General features: G+C 47.7%; 13 protein-coding genes. 1 reads left to right on the top strand and 12 read right to left on the bottom strand.

The features are described from left to right. Window positions 1-4: 4 nt before the first annotated feature. The 9 genes from DUT70_RS07430 to DUT70_RS07395 all read right to left on the bottom strand — a co-directional run bounded on the left by DUT70_RS07430 (window position 5) and on the right by DUT70_RS07395 (window position 7,907). On the bottom strand, window positions 5-541 hold the full coding sequence (locus tag DUT70_RS07430; RefSeq protein ID WP_113646702.1) for an antirestriction protein ArdA: 537 nt from the start codon (window positions 539-541) through the stop codon (window positions 5-7). Between the two features lie 11 nt (window positions 542-552). Next, window positions 553-1,149, bottom strand: a complete 597-nt coding sequence (locus DUT70_RS07425; protein ID WP_113646701.1) for a hypothetical protein — start codon at window positions 1,147-1,149, stop codon at window positions 553-555. A 57-nt stretch (window positions 1,150-1,206) separates the two neighbouring features. Then, entirely contained in the window at window positions 1,207-1,458 is a 252-nt protein-coding gene (locus DUT70_RS21135) for a hypothetical protein (RefSeq protein WP_128353333.1), read from the bottom strand. A gap of 11 nt (window positions 1,459-1,469) precedes the next feature. After that, on the bottom strand, window positions 1,470-2,198 hold the full coding sequence (locus DUT70_RS07420; protein ID WP_113646700.1) for a hypothetical protein: 729 nt from the start codon (window positions 2,196-2,198) through the stop codon (window positions 1,470-1,472). Window positions 2,199-2,231: 33 nt separating this feature from the next. Further along, the gene (locus DUT70_RS07415; protein WP_128353332.1) at window positions 2,232-2,930 is read right to left on the bottom strand and encodes a hypothetical protein; all 699 of its coding nucleotides are present in this window, start codon (window positions 2,928-2,930) and stop codon (window positions 2,232-2,234) included. Next, window positions 2,893-3,330 (bottom strand): DUF6915 family protein, encoded by a 438-nt coding sequence (locus DUT70_RS21130; protein WP_128353331.1) that lies wholly within the window; start codon window positions 3,328-3,330, stop codon window positions 2,893-2,895. The genes DUT70_RS07415 and DUT70_RS21130 overlap by 38 nt, the downstream gene beginning before the upstream one ends. Before the next feature lie 621 nt (window positions 3,331-3,951). After that, the gene (locus DUT70_RS07405; protein WP_113646697.1) at window positions 3,952-5,388 is read right to left on the bottom strand and encodes a DUF6602 domain-containing protein; all 1,437 of its coding nucleotides are present in this window, start codon (window positions 5,386-5,388) and stop codon (window positions 3,952-3,954) included. A gap of 94 nt (window positions 5,389-5,482) precedes the next feature. Next, window positions 5,483-7,642, bottom strand: a complete 2,160-nt coding sequence (locus DUT70_RS07400) for a KAP family P-loop NTPase fold protein (RefSeq protein WP_113646696.1) — start codon at window positions 7,640-7,642, stop codon at window positions 5,483-5,485. A gap of 19 nt (window positions 7,643-7,661) precedes the next feature. Further along, window positions 7,662-7,907, bottom strand: coding sequence for a hypothetical protein (locus tag DUT70_RS07395; RefSeq protein WP_113646695.1), 246 nt, complete (start codon window positions 7,905-7,907; stop codon window positions 7,662-7,664). Between the two features lie 132 nt (window positions 7,908-8,039). Here DUT70_RS07395 and DUT70_RS07390 point away from each other — a divergent pair, with 132 nt between their 5' ends. Further along, window positions 8,040-12,062: an SIR2 family protein gene (locus DUT70_RS07390; protein WP_113646694.1), complete on the top strand. Its 4,023-nt coding sequence runs from the start codon at window positions 8,040-8,042 to the stop codon at window positions 12,060-12,062. A 27-nt stretch (window positions 12,063-12,089) separates the two neighbouring features. Here DUT70_RS07390 and DUT70_RS07385 read toward each other — a convergent pair whose 3' ends face one another. The 3 genes from DUT70_RS07385 to dinB are packed head-to-tail and all read right to left on the bottom strand — an operon-like array spanning window position 12,090 to window position 17,303. Continuing rightward, window positions 12,090-13,025, bottom strand: a complete 936-nt coding sequence (locus tag DUT70_RS07385; RefSeq protein WP_113646693.1) for a phospholipase D-like domain-containing protein — start codon at window positions 13,023-13,025, stop codon at window positions 12,090-12,092. 59 nt (window positions 13,026-13,084) lie between these two features. Further along, window positions 13,085-16,141 (bottom strand): DNA polymerase III subunit alpha, encoded by a 3,057-nt coding sequence (locus DUT70_RS07380; RefSeq protein ID WP_113646692.1) that lies wholly within the window; start codon window positions 16,139-16,141, stop codon window positions 13,085-13,087. 1 nt (window position 16,142) lies between these two features. Next, window positions 16,143-17,303 carry a DNA polymerase IV gene (gene dinB, locus DUT70_RS07375; RefSeq protein WP_113646691.1) on the bottom strand — a complete coding sequence of 387 codons (1,161 nt, stop codon included), beginning with the start codon at window positions 17,301-17,303 and terminating at the stop codon, window positions 16,143-16,145. Window positions 17,304-17,348 lie beyond the last annotated feature (45 nt).

Raw genomic sequence — 17,348 nt, 5'->3', positions numbered from 1 at the left:
AAGCTTAACTGTTGGTGAATACATGGCCGCCATCGTACCAGAAGCTCTCGCAGAAAAGGTCGCGGGCATAGCTTTCATAATCGAAGTAGTTGAGCGAAAATTCGCTTAGCTGATGATGTTCCGCCACGTACTGGCGCGCGAAATCCTCCTGGCTATCGTATAGCCCCTGATAGCAGTCGGCAAAGGAAGAGATCAGCTCATCGATGTCCTCCTTGGAAAGATCATAGTGGTCGTTGTTGCACCACATGAAAAAGGGCTCGTGCAGCTTTTCTTCCAGGCCCTCCAATGCATCGCGAACGGTAAAGAATTTTGCCGACAGCCAGCTTTCGCTGGCCAGGCTATCGGGAATGTGCTCCATATCCTGGAACATCAGTTCGGGGTCCTGCTCATCCTTGTGCAGTTCGTAGGCCGCCCTGTAGAACTCTTCCTTAGTAGAAAATTCCGAAAGGTCCATCCATTTACCTTGGAGCGAACCAGAGTTGTATTTGAAGTAGGTGCCCACGTAGATACTTGCCTGGGCAATTTTGATGTTGGTATCCATCGCAGTAATTTTTAACGTTCATGATTGTCCTGCTGCTCGGTGAATGCCGGGACGATTAACTGGTAGCCTTCCAAAGGGCCGTACTCGGCCGAGATCCTGTCCCCGGCCCAGCTCCCCGTGTATGGATTTTCGCCCCTGAAGTCTCCGCCGCCACGGCCATTGCCCGAGCAGCATAGCAGTGGCAGGGGATGGATGTGCCAGCCCTTTTCATTGGGGTCCTCTTCGGGCAGATCGCTAAGGGCAACCTGTTGTTTTTTATCATGGTTGGCCAGGTAAGCTCCTGCGGGGCCATCGGTGATCTTTAGCTGGGCAGGTGCGATACAGGGCGTATCGGTTTCATCGGGGGACTGGCAGCAGTCATAAAGTGTTTTGAACGATCTGGCCCTTTTGCCCAGTCCCTTTAGAAAAAGCTGTTCGTCCATGTAGTCGCCAGCCCAGACCAGCCTGCACCCATGCCAGGTTCCGGCAGGCGCTATTGCCGTTACTACCGCATTGACCATCGGACTGTACAGCCACGAATGCTCCATCAGTTTTGCGCCGCTATGGTAGGTATATGGTGATACGAATTCTTGCCTGTCCAGGTTGACGGCCTTATAGTATTGTCCCATTTCTTGAAAGTTTAGGTGAATAAAAAAGGGGGCCGTGGCCCCCTGTGAATTGATCGATCAGTCGAAGATCTCGCTGATGCTGCCATCCATCGGATTGAATTCGACCTGATGATAGCTTCGGTACTTCTGCTTGCTGAGCACGATCCTGTCGTGTTCGTCGTGCGTCAGCACCCCGGTGCCCTGTAGGAAAAGGTGGATGCAATTGTCCACCCTTCGGTAGCTGATCTCTTTACTTGACTCCAGCACATGTTTGTGCCCGATAGTCTCGCCCTCTCCAAGGACAAGCCTTTTTGCTTTGTTTGTGTACATAACTATTGTTTTTAGGTTTCCGAATACATCAGTTCCAGGTACTGTTCCCTGTTTAGGTGATAGGGCGCTACTTCCCTCGAATTTTCCGATTCCTCCACGACGATGATATCGCCCTGTCGGTAGATCCTTTTGGGCTCGGTGATATCGATCCTTATCGTCCATGCGATGGCCCTGATCGCGTCTGGTTTGGCATCCTTAAGCTGCCAGCGCTGAACACCAAGTGCTGCCAGTTCGGGCACGTAGATCCAATATTCCCTGGAGGTTGTCGTGCACCAGCAGCGCACCGCAAATACCGGTGTCAGTTGGCGCAAGGTGGGCTGTACGCCGAAGAGCTTCTCGCTATCGATCTGATAGAGCTCATAGGTGTCCTCGAAGGTGTGCCGATAGGGTTTGTTTTCCTCGTCCCAGCGTGTGCGCACTTTCTGGAGCGTTGTCTTATCGAGCAGTTTCGCTTCCAGGCCGGCGAAGAGTTTGGCAACGCCGATGCAGTCGAACATGACCCTTCGCTTTTCCAGGTTCTGTTCTGACAGCGCCTGTGCAATGGTGATGGGCGCTATCGTTTCCCACATCTCTGAAACAAAATTTCCGAGTTCGTTCAGGCTGTGATGGATGATCACCTCCCTTTGGAAATCCTGGAGTGTTTCGAACTTGGTTTTCCATAGGCGCATGGCCTCGGAGAGTACAAAGCCCTGCAGGCCGCTGACATAGTAGCTTGCCTGCTGAATCTGTTTTAAATCCATGATCTTAAAATTGAAAGTTTAATAATGACCTGCTCAGAGCGGCAGGGTATATTGCTGGTCTGCCAGGTTCTTGGCTTCTTCAGTGAAGTAGATAGAGAGTTCCTTTTCGCTCGATACAGACTTGCTATAGTCAAATGCATCGATCTCAAAGCGAAGTATATCTCCGATCACCGTGAATTGGGAGCGCTCGGCGATGAGTTCGATGGCCATAAACTCGAAATCTTCCAACTGGTCGATCTCGGTTGCGAACTTTGCACGAAGGTACCGTTCCCATTTGGCGATCAGCCTATCAAGTTCAGGTGGCAGGGGGCCATTTCTCAGGCGTGGCTCGATGCTGACCTCTGGATTGGCGTCTTCGTACTCGACCCTTATGTTGATAACCAGGTGCTCGAACCAAATGTGCTCGGGCACGTGGATGGCGATCTGGCACTCCCTGGTGGCCCCTTCACTGTCGGAGTAGTTATCGGTTCCACCAAAACATTTCGTGATATGGTTATACACCAGCTTGCCTTCGGTGTAGAATTCTCCGGCAAATGAGCCATAGCCAATGGCCTCTTCCATGAAATGTATGATCTCCTGTTCCAGCTCACTCTGCTCTTCCAAAGGTTTTTCGTCCAGTAGCAGATCAAAGCAGCCCTCGTCGCCGCCACCTTGCCAGGTAAGGGACAGTTCTGCGCCAGAAGCGGTGAGCTCGTCACATCGCTGTTGCATCGATAGGGGTAGGTTGTTCATTGTCAATGGGGTTTAGGATCAGTGATTTGATTTCTTTGAGCAGGTTCTTGTCGCTGCCCCGCGGGTGGTTGAACCAGGTCCTTGTCTGTTCGTCCAGCTCAAAGTGCAGGCAGCCGAGCCAGTCCTGCAGCGATGGGGTCTTTCCGTTATGGTCTTCGCGCAGGTGCTCGTACAGCACGTCCCGCGTAGATAGTCTTTGGCCGTTAACGGAGTTTGGAATGGTGTCACCGATCAGTTCGGTAAGGACATGGACAAACCATGTGTTGTGCGAGAACAACCTGTGCTGGCTGGCGGGAAAGAAGAACTTGGAGCTATCCATCAGTTTGTGGAGCTGCAAGGTGTCTTCGATTGCGCAGCCAAATTTGTGTGCACTTAGCAGCGCATGTTCATAATAGTGCATAAGCCATTTTTGTTTACGTTTCGACCTACCTGAGGTCTCATCAGTGCTGGAGGTGTACCAGCAGACGTTCTTTTTACTCAGGTAGCCGGACAGTTGGTTTCCAACCCGCTTTCTCCGATGCCGGGCCCTTACTAGGCTATTTGCTGTTCAGGTGGCCAATTTGCCCGCTTTGGACCACTGCGGGAACTCGGCCACTAGGCTCCCGGTCATTGTGGGGCTCAAAAGCGGCGTTAGCCTGGCCTTTCAAACCGTTGCCCGGGAACGGACTGTCATTTTCCGGAGAAAGTTTTCCGGAAAAAAATACGACCGACCGCCGCCCTAACTTTCGGGAAAGGGCGGAACCGGTCGGTGGAGATTTTTTTTGGGAAACCGCAAGGCAAGGCGCAGGCACTGCGCCGAAGAGTTTCGGAGGACAATGGCCGTCCGTAGCTTTGCATAGTCTGTTTGGAAGGGCAGATCAGCCGCTGGCCGCAATGGCCTTAGCCTGGGGCAGGCCCGTGCGTGGCAGCGGGCATAGGTCAACGCAAATAGTTGGTAACGGTACCTCTGAGAAAGGGGATCGGAGGTCCGCTATAGGGTAAAGGGAAGGTGCTTATAGCGTATTTTCCAGCCAGAGGACTGTTAAAATGGATATCCTCCTTTGGCAATCTTTTGCAGGTCCCTGGGATGGAGTATTTCAGCAAAATATTTTTCTTCCATATCCTGTGCACTGACCAATCCAGCTTTCCAGTTGTACAGATCGGACACCCGTTGCCATAAGCCGTCTTCGGTCCAGTCGTGCTCGTTCTTGAATTGCGTAAGGGGTTTCCAACTCCTGTCGTAAAGATCGAGTATATGGTAATAAAGCATTTCCCCGTTGAGCCACCAGAAATAATCCTTGGTAACTCTTTTAGCACGTTTTTCGACATCCAGATAGGAAAACAGTTCCCTGAAGAATGCAGCCGAATAAACTCTCAGATCGGTCGTCGAAGATCTCACCGAATATATCCTGGGCCTTATCGAATGGTCATTGAAAGTATAATCGACCACATCGGTTACCAGGCATTGTTCATCCATCACGCAGAAGGTATTGATCGTTTCGAAAAGAGCATGGATCGTATTGTCTTTTCCGCTTTTGGCATCCTTACGGTGGTAGAACTTCTTGACCGCCGTTGCCAAGGCTTCGTCTGTTTTATAATTACCCTTTTTGAAGGCAAAGACTGCCCTAAAGAAAGGAGCAGGATCATTATAATTCCTTGAGATGTCCGATAATAGGTCTAGCGCCTCCTCAAGCGCACCGGCATCCAAGGTCGTCTTCACTTCGATGACCGCACGCACTGATTGATGTGGAACTACAACAAGATCGCCTTCACGGAAATAGGGGGAGAAATTGTGCGAATCGTAGATGATGATATCACACTGGCGATGGCAGCCTTCGATGAAACCGGTAACTACTTCATATTTTTTAGGAACATATTTCTGCAGAACAGAGCGCAGGAGCATTTCCCTGTAATTGCCCTTTGAAACGTTGTGCTTGACCAATAGCTCGATACGGTCGCTTTTTGAAATAAGCTCGTCGGTAATGCTATGCAGGAACCGCTTCATGTCCTCCATGCCTTGCAGGTTCTTGTTTAACGAAATGTAGCCCTCTTTCTTTAGTTTGGTAAATGTGAAAAGCCCCCTTGCCAGATAGAGCATTAGCATGGCCTCGGCTTCGGAATTGTCCGCGCAGCCCAGGCTAACCAGTTTCTTCAGGGTTTGGTTAAGTGTAAGCCGACGGTTACTGGAACCATATAGGGTTTGCGCAAGTTCATGCTGGATCTTGATAAATATCGAACGTAATTCTGATTGTCTTCTGGTCAGGATTATTCTAGGGTGTAATAGGTCTGGAAAGTAATCCGAACTGAAGTTGTCCAAAGGCGTAATGATCGGTTCTCCAGGGTGGTCATAAGTAACCACAGTAAGTTTACTGCGATCTTTAGGGTCTGGTGCTATAAAAGATAGCTGCGCTTTATCGTAGTTGCCATCAAGTATAACAAATCGATTTCCTAGTGTAAGATTTGTCTTTAGAAGGGCCATGTAAGTCTTTTGTGAGGGATTAAAATGATAGACTATTCAGGTGTGATAGGTGATAATTGTAATTTCAAACAGATAGAAAATTGAGTGCATCATTTCAACCATCCGACATCTCTGTCGCCTGTTCAGACCGTGCAAACAGCAGGTATTGAATAATGATCTTATGATCAATTTCCATGCTTTGGCGTTCATCTGGGTTAATATCTATTTTTTGGTATGCATCGGGGTACACAATTAGACATTTTTCAATAAGTACCTCCCTTCGGACATATTGTTCAATGGTGCGGAACTTGTCATAATCTATGCGGTTGCTATACTGGCCAATCGGAGACATATTGATATAGCTCATGGGCAACATCGATTTTATGAACAGCATGACGTTTTCAGGTTTTTGATCTAAAAAGTTGATCAGTTCCGTCCTGAATTTTTCTGCGTCACCGTACTGGTCAATCAGATGGCAGAGGATATCACATTTTTCATCATCGACATTTTTAAAATAATCAGCTAAGGGCAACCGTTGTATCTTGAAAATGTACTCTTTTGTGATATCCTTTAGTGCTTCAATTGGATGAAATTTAGCATCTCTTTGCCTATCACTTACATATTGTGCGTCATAGATGATGGACAGTGAATGATGGATGCTTGGACAGGTGAATATAATCTGTCTTAGGCTCTCGATACGTTTCATTTGGCCAACTCCGGCTAAAAGCTCTAGCGATAAGTCTATCATCCTGAAAAATCTTGATTCAAATGAGTTGTCGAAGTAGAAATGTTCTTTCGTACACAGCATGGTTGCAACGTTTATCTTACCTGTCTCTTCCAATTGACTTCTGAAATAATGGAACAGTCGGTAGATGTCATTTTTAGGGAACATGCAAAGCCGTTGTATTTCATCAGTAAGTTCCGAATAGGGTAAAGTGTTGAACCTGGAAAGAATACCTTTGAACTCTAGGTCAGAAATGTCTTCCCCTGCAATCTTAAACTCGGTAAAACGGTCAAAATACCTTCGGATGGCGACCCGTTGGTGGGCGAAAAGATCTGCAATCTTTTCGCTTCTGTTACTATTAAAGCCGAGATTAAAGAGATTGTTGAAGGGAAAGAGATAATCCGTTACATCAGCTATAAGTGGAAGGGTGTGCGCATACATGTTTATACGCTTTTCAAAAGCAACGCCTGCATCGCTTTTTTTATTGTTTATCGTGTAGCCGTTCTCCCCCGTTTGCAACTTGAAAAGCTCGCTTTGTACCGCTAAAAGCTCGTCAAAAACCGCGGGAAGAAATATGCGTATTGTTTCTAGCAGAACGATATCGTAAACATTTACTTCATCCCTTAGACATTGATAGGAAAAGGAGACGGCATTCAATAGGCGTTTGGAATCCCTGGGTGTCTTGATAAAGTTGTCATGAAGATCTTTGAAATGTTTGACGAATAACGCTTGATATTTTTCGGGAAACTCGAAAGCTTGTGATTGGGCCCATTCGTTAAGAAGATTTATGGTGTATGTAAATCGTTCCTTATTGGGTACAGTTGGAATCCTCAATGGCAGTTGGACTATCTTTTCCAGGAAGGCCTTGCCGTCGCCAGGTTCACCGGTGCCATAGTTCTGTGCCAAGGCTTTTGCTACTATATCCTCATCAAAGGCAATGATATAGATTAGCTTATTAAAGTCTGCGGTCAGTTTGACCAGCTTAAATAGCGAACGGATTTCAGCTACATCAAGCCTGTCGACATCATCGATGAAGATCACCAGAGGCACCGCAAGTTGGTCAAGAATCTCGTTGATGGCGGCCTTCTTATCATCTATTGTTGATTTTCCCTTAAATAATCTTCCTAAGCCTGTAACCAGCCCTTGCAATGGCTTGGAAAAATCTACTTTTATACCTTTGATATTTGCAGAAGGCAGAGAAATAAACTGACCGTACTCTGAGAATAGCACGCCCAGTTTCTCCCATTTGCTTTCTAGCTTGCGATCGCTGCGTGCGCCTTCTATTATCTTCATGAACAGTTCCCTAAGGATAATATCCTCGGATTTGTATCTCCAAGGATTAAAATAGGCAGTGAAATAATACTTCTCATGCAGAAGCTGTTCCAATAATCCGATAATGCTGGTCTTTCCCGCCCCCCATTTACCATATAGACCGATCACTGTACAATCTCGATTCTGGATTGCGAGGATTTCCTGGGCCAATGCGTTGACAAACATCTCTCTATTCAGTTTGTCCTCCGTGTGGTTTGTGATTGCTTTATCTGTCTGCATGCTCAGCTGTTGTATGGAGTTAACTAATTTTTCTGTATTGGTCGAATATCATGTTGGCAATGTCCTTTTCGAGAGCCAAAAGAAATGGGGGACAATCCTCTGGATTGGCAAATGAAAGATAGGTTGCTCCATCACCTTGTAAATGGAAGCGTTTCCTTTGTCCTTCGACATTGACAAAAATCTGGAATAGTTTAGGACATCCTGCATTCATTGAAATAAGGTCGAGCTGATGTTCCGCTACAGTTAATGTAAAGTTTGACTTCATGAAGTAAAGATACTTTTATTAAATGAAACCGAAGGGTATCAAAGTCTCGTTACCCTATAGGGAATGTAATTTGGATTGCAAAAAGTAAATGGATAATTTTAAAGGCCAAATAACCTTTTACGCCCACACTAAATGAGCTCTAACACACCTTATGTTCACCATCTGGAAAAGCTTCAGAAAAATCTCAGCGGCCAAGACCTTTCCATATTGGTAGGGGCAGGCTTTAGTAAGAATGTTGATCCGGCCTTTCCCAGTTGGGGACAATTGCTCTATCGGATGGTAGACAAGATCAAAGGCAAACAATTTGAGGAGGATTTCAAAAAGACCAAGCTACCCGCAAGCAAAAAGAAAGCTTACCTCGAAAACAGGTACAATGAATTTATTGATGAAGTAGGCTACCTTAAGGTGCCCAGCCTGTACAGAGACCGTATGGGCTACAGGGAAGCACTGGAACACTACATCGAGCAGGTAACACCGTTTGTTGATAAGGAGCATAATCTCTGTTATGATCTTGACGGTGTACCTAAAAAGCGAGTCCTCACTGATAAAGATCTGGAGCTGCATAAAAAGTTGGTCAGGTTGCCATGGAACAACATCTTCACGACCAATTATGACAATCTTTTGGAATCCTGTACCGATCAAGACTTGGAAAGATCTCTGACGGAACAAAAAAAAATGACAAGGGAGATCATGGATGCACTCGAGAAGGAACTTGAGGAGCTCGGCCAAAAAAAGAAGGATATAGATGACCTGATCACCGATCTGGAAAAGAAGGTTGAGGGGTATAAGATCCGAAATCTTTCATATGTGCTAAGTGATGCTGAAAAAGAGGAGTGGGATCAGCATGAAAGGAGCTTGGCGGAGCAGCGTGCTCCACAGGGACAGGTAAATGGGGAGTTATATTGGAAGAAGTCAGAATTAGATCGACATAAGGAGCTTCTTAACAAGGTGGAAGAGCAGTTACGGGACTGCGCAAATCTCGTACGGCATTCGGCGGAGCTGGCCCTTAAACGTAATGGAAACATTATTAAATTACATGGATCTTTAAGGCTAAGCCCTGAAGATAAGTTTGGGTTCGATACTGATCCAAGAAAACATTATGTTATCTGTCAGGAGGACTATGATACCTATCCGACTAAACACGAGGCTTTCACCCAGCTTATGAGGATTTCTCTGCTTCGTGAAGCTTTTTGCCTGGTCGGTTTTTCAGGTACCGATCCGAACTTTCTGGCGTGGATTGGATGGGTGCGTGATATTATTTTCAAAAAACCACTTGAGCACGATGATAAGGGCGGCATGAAAAAGATTTATCTGATCGGCACATCAAACAAGCCGGCAGATGCCGCTACTGCAATCTTCCATGAGAACCATCAAATTGCCTTCATCCCGATTCTCCATCCTGATTGTGTTGCTTTTTTAAAAAGGGAAGTCGGGGGAGATATCGATCCGTCGGCGGATTTTGATACGATGAGCAAAGCGCAGAAGGCACTACACATTAAGGCGGTGTTTTCTCTATTTTTTGATTATTTGAGGAAAACCGCGTCGCAGGCCAGAGCAGTGGCGGCTGTGGAACTTTACAAAAGGAGCCAATATGAAAACCTGTGTAAAGAGCTGCCAATTCGAAGCATGGATCGTAAAATACCGAATGAAAAAAGTTTTAGCCGAAGACTAATTGATATCGGAGAACTGGCAGAATTTAACAGACTCCCCTCACCACACTTTAACTATGATGCTGTGCGTGCGGATTTTCTGCAAAACTATGTTCGTTATGTTCGGGACCGGAAAACCAAGATACCTTCAGCTGAACTATTTGGCATATTGCAGCTGATCAGATCACAGTATTATCCGCATTCCTCGATCTTTGATAAAACTACGAACGAATTTGCATTTCTAATGGGGATGGGGGAGAAAGCTGGAAGAGATGCTCACTTTGGATTTCTTTTGGAAGATCTCCGAGATTCAATCTGGAAGCTGGAAAATGACCGGGCTGTTAGTATTATCAAAGTTTTGGAGGTGGCCAAAAATGGAAAAATCCAGCAAGAACTGTCGTATCTCGTAGCGCTTAAGGATGCCATAAATCTGAATTTTAGCAGCATGAACAGGTCGTTGGCCATTTGGCGCGCCAATGGTCATTGGCTAATCAATAAAGCCGGGCTTTTAAGCTTGATTGATCAGCAGCGGGCCAGGGGAGTGCTAAAAGAAGAGACTCAAAGAAATCTTCAGGAACATCTTTATAAACTTGAACTCCTTTCGGGACTTCGGGAACGGTATGGAGATGACCGAGCGCAGCTAGAAGAAAGGCGTCAGTTAAAGGCCAAGGGATTACATGAGTTAAACCAACATGTAACGCTTCTGATTGATCAGCTGAAAAGGGCAAGGAAAAAAATTGTTCCATATGGTAGTGGTAAAGCAAGTTTCAACCGTTCTATCACCCTTACCAATAATTCTGACCACGGACTTAGCTTTCAGGTATTAGGTCTCCTTATGCAGAGCGGTTTTCCTGCTGTTGGTAATTACACCGCTTGGCTTAGTAGCGATGATTTTTATCTGGTCGCAAGCAGATCTTTTTCTTATTATCCTTTTCCTACGCTTTTTTATGCACTACAGTATAGCGATGAGAAAATGTTAAAAAGATTGGCCCAGGACTATATCTACAATGAACATATTACCAACGAAGAGCTGGAAAGGATAGCAAGCAGTACGACCCATGCCTATTCAGATAAACATGTTCCCAGAAAATATCTCAAAAGCATTCCGATTTTTCTTTCGGAGCTGGTACTTGCCGTTAGTCCATCGCTCTGGGAACCATTTTTTAAACAGTATTGGAAAGACGCGGAGAAAAATGGAAAATTATTTGTACCAAGATTCGACAGAAGCGACGATTTCCTGGAAAAAGCGCTCAGATATGTTCAGGCTCCCAAAATTTTGGCCATAGTGGTCGATACGTGCTTGAACGCCATTGAAAAATCGGAAGTGCCTTCTGATCTTGTGAGTGACTATCTTTACGCATTGGCCAATAACCATGCCCTTAAACATAAATCAGCCGAAATTAGGAAGTTACTTGTAAAGGGCTTTTTCCCTATTATCGACAGGTTAAATGAACAACCCAATCTGATCTTTGCGTTAGGCAACATGTCGGAGCTTCTTACTGAAGGTGAGAATCTGGCAATCAGCAACGTGGTGATGGATATGGACTATTCAAAGGTAAGCAATCCGAGATCCTGGCGAATATTTTTGCACTTCATCGGTACGGATGAGCTGATCCAAAAGATACCCGACGGTGCGTTTAAACGGGAGAGAGCTTTGCAACAAATCAAGGATGCCATTCTTAAGAGCAGCGACCTCTGGAATGCGGGATTCAGGCCAGACAGCACTGGGGTTTCCGGTAATTCGGAATTTATTTCCTTAACGGCTCTCCGCGAAGAAAACCATACCGTAACAGGGCTTCAATGGAGTCCCGCCGAAATTGCGGTCATCTATCAAAAATTGCGGGAGACCACCGCAAAGATCAATGAGTGGATGCAAGTCCGTCAGGGCGCTTCGATGATTGAAAACCTGTTCGCCTTCATTCTGGAAGAGATGCGTGATTTTCTCAGAGACGAGAAGCAGGTGTTGCACACACTTCCTGGTTATGATGAAACTGTTGATCTTATAGATCGTCACCATATCCAACAGAGGAGCTATAATGACCTTTTGGAAGGACTAACCAGCAGGGAGCATAATAACGTATTGGGCGCTGTAAATGAGTTGATGAGTCTATTGTACTATCGCAATGAGCGCACGGCCTATGAAATGCATATTATTGCACTTCTGAATAAACTATTGTTGCAATCTGAGCCATGTCTGGAATCCTGTCTGAAATATATTGCCTATTTTTTCTATAACAAGTTCAACGAAAAATATCTGAGAAGGTTTACGCCTTACCTCTTGGAGATAATAAAGCGCTATCGTGTGACAATGCCGGCGGAAGTGGAACTTCCATTTGTCTATGAGCACCTTATCATGATCTCATTCGTTCTGGAACGTTGGGGAGAAACGGATGAAAACATCAACTATTTCCTTTCGATGAAGCAGGAAAGCAAATTCAATAACATCAGATATGGCTTATCCCAGAAATTCTTAAATGATGGGCGCGATAGAGATGACTTTCATTAGAATGGTTATCAGATTGACCTTACGTCCTCAAAGAGAGAAGGTGTCTTCATATTCATCAAGGATTTGATCAGAGACAAACCTATCCTTCCAATAGATTTTGACGTAATTTTCCGGATCGTCATGTTTATGTAACAGGGGATACTGCCTTATCATGCCCCATCCATGTAGTGTGATGCCTGGAGCGATATTTACGACGTGGGTATTGGAATACTTGACAAACCTACGGTCCATGTGATAGGCTATCCGTTCATCGATATCTTCTTTAGTCAGTTGTTCATCCTGGTATTGGTCATAAAGCTCCCTGCTGAACTCCACAAATTCTTCGGCCATACGATTGAGATTTGGATCGATCACAACTTCATCGAGTTGACGGTAATGCTCATAGGGCTCCTCTGAGCATACTTCTATGATATCTCCTACGACATCTCCATATTTATCAGAGGTATCCTGGTAGACCAGGATGTTCACCAGTTTTCCTTTACATTTTTCTGCCGTACAGTTTTCCAGATGCTGTATGTGGTACAAACGATCTTCGGTCATGTGAAAAACTACATCAAATTCATCCGAGAACCTATCTACAACCCTTTCCTGATCCCTGATGATTACAAAGTTTTCGAAACTGTCGGAGGCGGCAGTATAGGTCCAATTGTAGGAGCCAGTGATCACTGTCTTTGAATCGATGATGCAGAATTTGTGGTGCAGGATTCCATACCCTCTGGGTACCTTGATGAACCGGATATCGACAGCTTTACTTGAGCCAAGAGATGTACCTTTAAGCCACTTATCATTATCGTTATTTTTTCCTACGACAATCTTAATGTCAACACCTTTTTTAGCAAGGTTGATGAACGTAGCTTCAAATCTCCTGAAATCCAGCCAGCCCACTACGATCTGTAATGATTTACGGGCACTCTCCAGTTCGCGTATCAAGGTCTGTTCCAGTTGATCAAAAAATATTTCCATGTGGTCTGTTTGATTAAGGGTTTACTCTGTTCCACAAGATAGGAATTTATCTTAAGCCGTCAGCCCTTTATCCTATGCCTCGGAAGGCCGATCTCCTGTTCGCTCGGATAGGGCGCACGGTGCGTCATGCTCACATCTTCGCGCAGGTTACGATGGGCAGCAAACTGATTGGTATCGGAATTCGAATAGCGCGGATCGGCAATAAAGGGCAGTTTTTTCATCTTTTGGATGGTCACAGTCGGAAAATGGAAATCCACCTCGACCGTGCCCAGCAGGAGGTAGCAGCCACCGCCCTCAAAGGGATAGGTTTTGAGCGAGTCGGAAAAATGCGCCGTATCGAAATAGTTCCCCTCTACATCGATCCAGGTCCCGAAGAACATTTCGCCCCGTTTGGTGGGAACATGTTTCCTTGAGATCAGGTAGGCGAGCATGCGCACCTGTTTTTTATGGTGGCTGGTCAGGTCCTTGGCCATCACATCGCCCCGATGTCTTGTAACGAGCAGGTCGAACGGGGAACAGGAAACGGGGAAACCGAGCAGCTCTATCTCATCAAATGCATCTTCGAAGGGAGAGCGCTGCAGTTGGGGCAGCTTGTATTCCTTTATGGGCTGGTCGATCAGCGAGGGCGCACGTTGTTCGGGCCTGAAGTTTATCAATATCAGCCTGGCCTTGATCAGTAGCTCGTTCTTGCCGAGCCCTGTGAAATTGAAGGCCCCGATGAAGATCAGTACCTGCAGCGATTCGATACCGATATGTATGCGTTTGATAAAGTCCTGGAGTGAGGAATAGGGGCCGTTGCGCTGGCGCTCGGAAAGGATCTGACTGACCAGCGAATTCTCCAGTCCCTGCAGGTGCAAAAGCCCCAGATAGATATCGTTCCCATCAAGGGTGGCCAGCATTTCGCTACGGTTCACGCATGGCGGATGCACGGTGGCCCCCGACATCCTTGCCTCGTGCACATAGACTTCCATCCGGTAGAAGCCGCCGCTGTTGTTGATCACCGCAGTGATGAACTCCATGGGGTGGTAGACCTTCAGCAGAAGGCTCTGGTAGCTTTCCTCGGCATAGGAGGCAGAGTGTGCCTTACAGAAGGAATAGCCCGCAAAGCTTTCGATCTGGCGATAGACCTCGGTGGTCTCGGCCAGTGAATGTCCCATTTGCTGCGAGGAGGAAAAGAAGTTCTCCTTGACCTTCTGCATGGCGGCTTTGGATCTTCCCTTGCCGCTCATCGACCTGCGCAGGATATCGCCATCAGCGGGCTGCAGCCCGCCATAATGCAGGGCAATCTTGATCACGTCCTCCTGGTAGACCATGATGCCATAAGTCTCGGAAAGCTGGTCCTGGAAAGCCTGATGGAAGTATTCGAACTTGCCCGGATTGTTATGCCGCCATACATATTCCTTCATCATGCCCGATTGGGCCACCCCTGGACGGATGATCGAGGAGGCCGCAACGAGCGTCCGGTAGTTATCGCATTTCAGCCGCCGCAACAGTCCGCGCATGGCGGGACTTTCGATATAGAAACAACCGATGGTCCTGCCCTGGGCCAGCCGCTCATTGAGCAGCGGGTCGGACTTGAAGGCGCGGGTGTTGCGGATATCCACCTTGATCCCGCGGTTGCTTTCCACGAGCTTTACCGCTTCTTGGATATGGCCGAGTCCGCGCTGGGAAAGGATGTCGAACTTGTCAAAGCCGATCTCCTCGGCCACGTGCATATCGAACTGTACGATGGGAAATCCCTTTGGCGGAAGCTCCAGGTTAGTGAAGTTGGTAATCGGCTCTTCGGAGATCAGGATGCCGCAGGAGTGCATCGAGCGCTGGTTGGGATATTTCTCCATCATCATGCCGTATTCCTGTACCTCGGCCACAACCTTGTTGCTGTCGTGGCGGGCCATGGGATTCTTTGCCAGTTGATCGAGTTCTTCTTTTGGCAGGCCAAAAACCTTTCCGACCTCACGGAAGATCGAGCGGTACTTGAACTCTACATTGGTGCCGCAGAAGGCCACATGGTCGCGTCCATAGCGGTCGAAGATATATTCCAGGATCACGTCGCGCTCCTTCCATGACCAGTCGATATCAAAATCGGGCGGGCTCTTGCGGTTCTGGTTCAGAAAGCGCTCGAAGTACAGGTCGAGCTCCAGCGGGCACACATCGGTGATGCCCAAACAGTAGGCTACGATACTGTTGGCCCCGCTGCCACGCCCCACGTGCATGAAGCCCATGGAATTACTGTATCGGATGATGTCCCAGGTGATCAGGAAATACCCGCTGAACGCTAGCTCATCGATGACCTTCAGCTCTTTTTCGGCACGCTGGCGGGCCTGCACGTGGTCCTTGCCATAACGCTTTTCCACTCCCTGCCAGGTAAGGGTGGCCAGCAGCTTCATGTCCGCCTTGCGGCTGTTGGTATAGCATTTCTTGTTGCGCGAAACGCCGAAATCAAATTGGAAATCGCAGGCGGCCACGACCTCGGCCGTCCTTTCGATCAGCTGGGGATGCCCCGCATACATTTCCAGTAGCCGGCCTTCACTGATCAGCTGTTCTGAAAGGGCACAATGGCTGTCCCTGTCCAGCTGCGATAGCAGGATGTTGGCATCGATCGCCCGCAGTACCCTGTGCAGCTCGAATTCCTTTTGCGAACGCACGGTGACCGGATGCAGGATGACCATGCGGTTAAGCAGGCCCGTCCAGCGTTTATTGACCAGTTTGTTGATCTGGTACGGCCTGACCCCGATACTTTCATTATTCCGAAGTTCTTCGGGCACATTCTCCATCGGATAGATGACCAGCACATGTTCGAAATAGGGGGCACGGTCGGGAACCTGCGTATCCTGCAGGTTGTGGGCCGAAAGGAAACGGTTCATCTCTGCAATGCCAGCGGCATTCTTTGCAAGGCCGATATACCGAAGTTGCTGGCCGGAACGGAATTCCATGCCCACCAGCGGTTTGATGCCCGCACTGCGGCATGCCCTGTAGAAATCATAGATGCCCGTTACGGTATTGATATCCGTCAGTGCCATAGCGGTTATGCCCAGTGCAGCTGCTTCGGTCACCAGTTCCTCCAAAGGAATGGTACCATAGCGCAGGCTATGGAAAGAGTGGCAGTTCAAAAACATGTTAATCCTCCCTTTGGTCAAGTGGTGCCCCGGCAGCGCGCATCACGGCCCTGAACCCATAACGCTTCTTGATCCTGTCCATGGCCTGGTACAGGTTCATGATCTCCACCGAATCCTCGAACAGGGAGATCTGGTCGGTGCCCCTGACCAGTCCCGAAAACCTGATGCCGACCAGACGGAGCCTCATCCTGCGCTGGTATAGGCCATCGAACAGTTCCCTGACCAGGGAATTGAGCTTGTGGTCGGCCGAGGTATAGGCGATCCTGCGCTGTTTGGTCTCCGTATCGAAATTGCTGTAGCGGATCTTTACGGTCACCTCCGAGGTGAGCCAATGTTCACTGCGCAGCTGATGGGCCAGCTTCTCTACCATTCCGATGAGTAGGGCATGTAGATTAGCAATGTCGATGGTATCTTCGGCAAAGGTCTGCTCGGTGGAAATCGACTTGCGTTCGCGATAGGGTTTGACCTCGCTCAAATCGATGCCATTGGCCTTGTTCCATAGCTCGGTGCCGTTCTTTCCGATCATCTGCCGGAGGATATCCTGCGGCATTTCCGAAAGGGTCTTGATATTACGGATACCCAGACGTGAAAGGAGCTCAAAGGTCTCCTTGCCGACCATGGGGATCTTTTTGATGGAAAGGGGATCCAGGAAGGGCCTGACGTGCGCCTGTTCTACGTGCAGGTTGCTACGTTGGGTCTTGCCTTCTCCGGTGGCGATCTTGGATACGGTCTTGTTCACCGAAAGGGAAAAGGTAATAGGCAGGCCCGTTTCCTTTCTGACCCTGCCCGCCAGTTCGCTGGTCCAGGAATAGGCCCCGAAGAAACGGTCCATGCCCGAGATGTCGAGATAGAACTCATCGATGCTTGCCTTTTCCATCACGGGCGATCTTTCCCTGATGATCTCGGTCACCGTATGGGACATCTTCGAATACAGTTCCATATCGCCCTTGACCACCCTGGCCTGGGGGCACAGGCGCAGGGCCATTTTCATCGGCATGGCCGAGCGGACGCCGAATTTCCTTGCCTCATAGGAACAGGAGGCCACTACGCCGCGCTGTCCCCCGCCTACGATCAGTGGGACGCCATTGAGCTGTGAGTTCGTTAATCTTTCGCAGGACACGAAGAAGGTATCCAGGTCCATATGCACAATTGCTCTTTCCATAATGCAAAAAATTGTTATGTTTGTTATTATTAATAACAAATTGTT

Origin of the sequence: Pedobacter chitinilyticus (assembly GCF_003313385.1) — a bacterium.
GTDB lineage: Bacteria > Bacteroidota > Bacteroidia > Sphingobacteriales > Sphingobacteriaceae > Pedobacter > Pedobacter chitinilyticus.
This window is presented reverse-complemented; position numbering and strand designations above follow the sequence as displayed.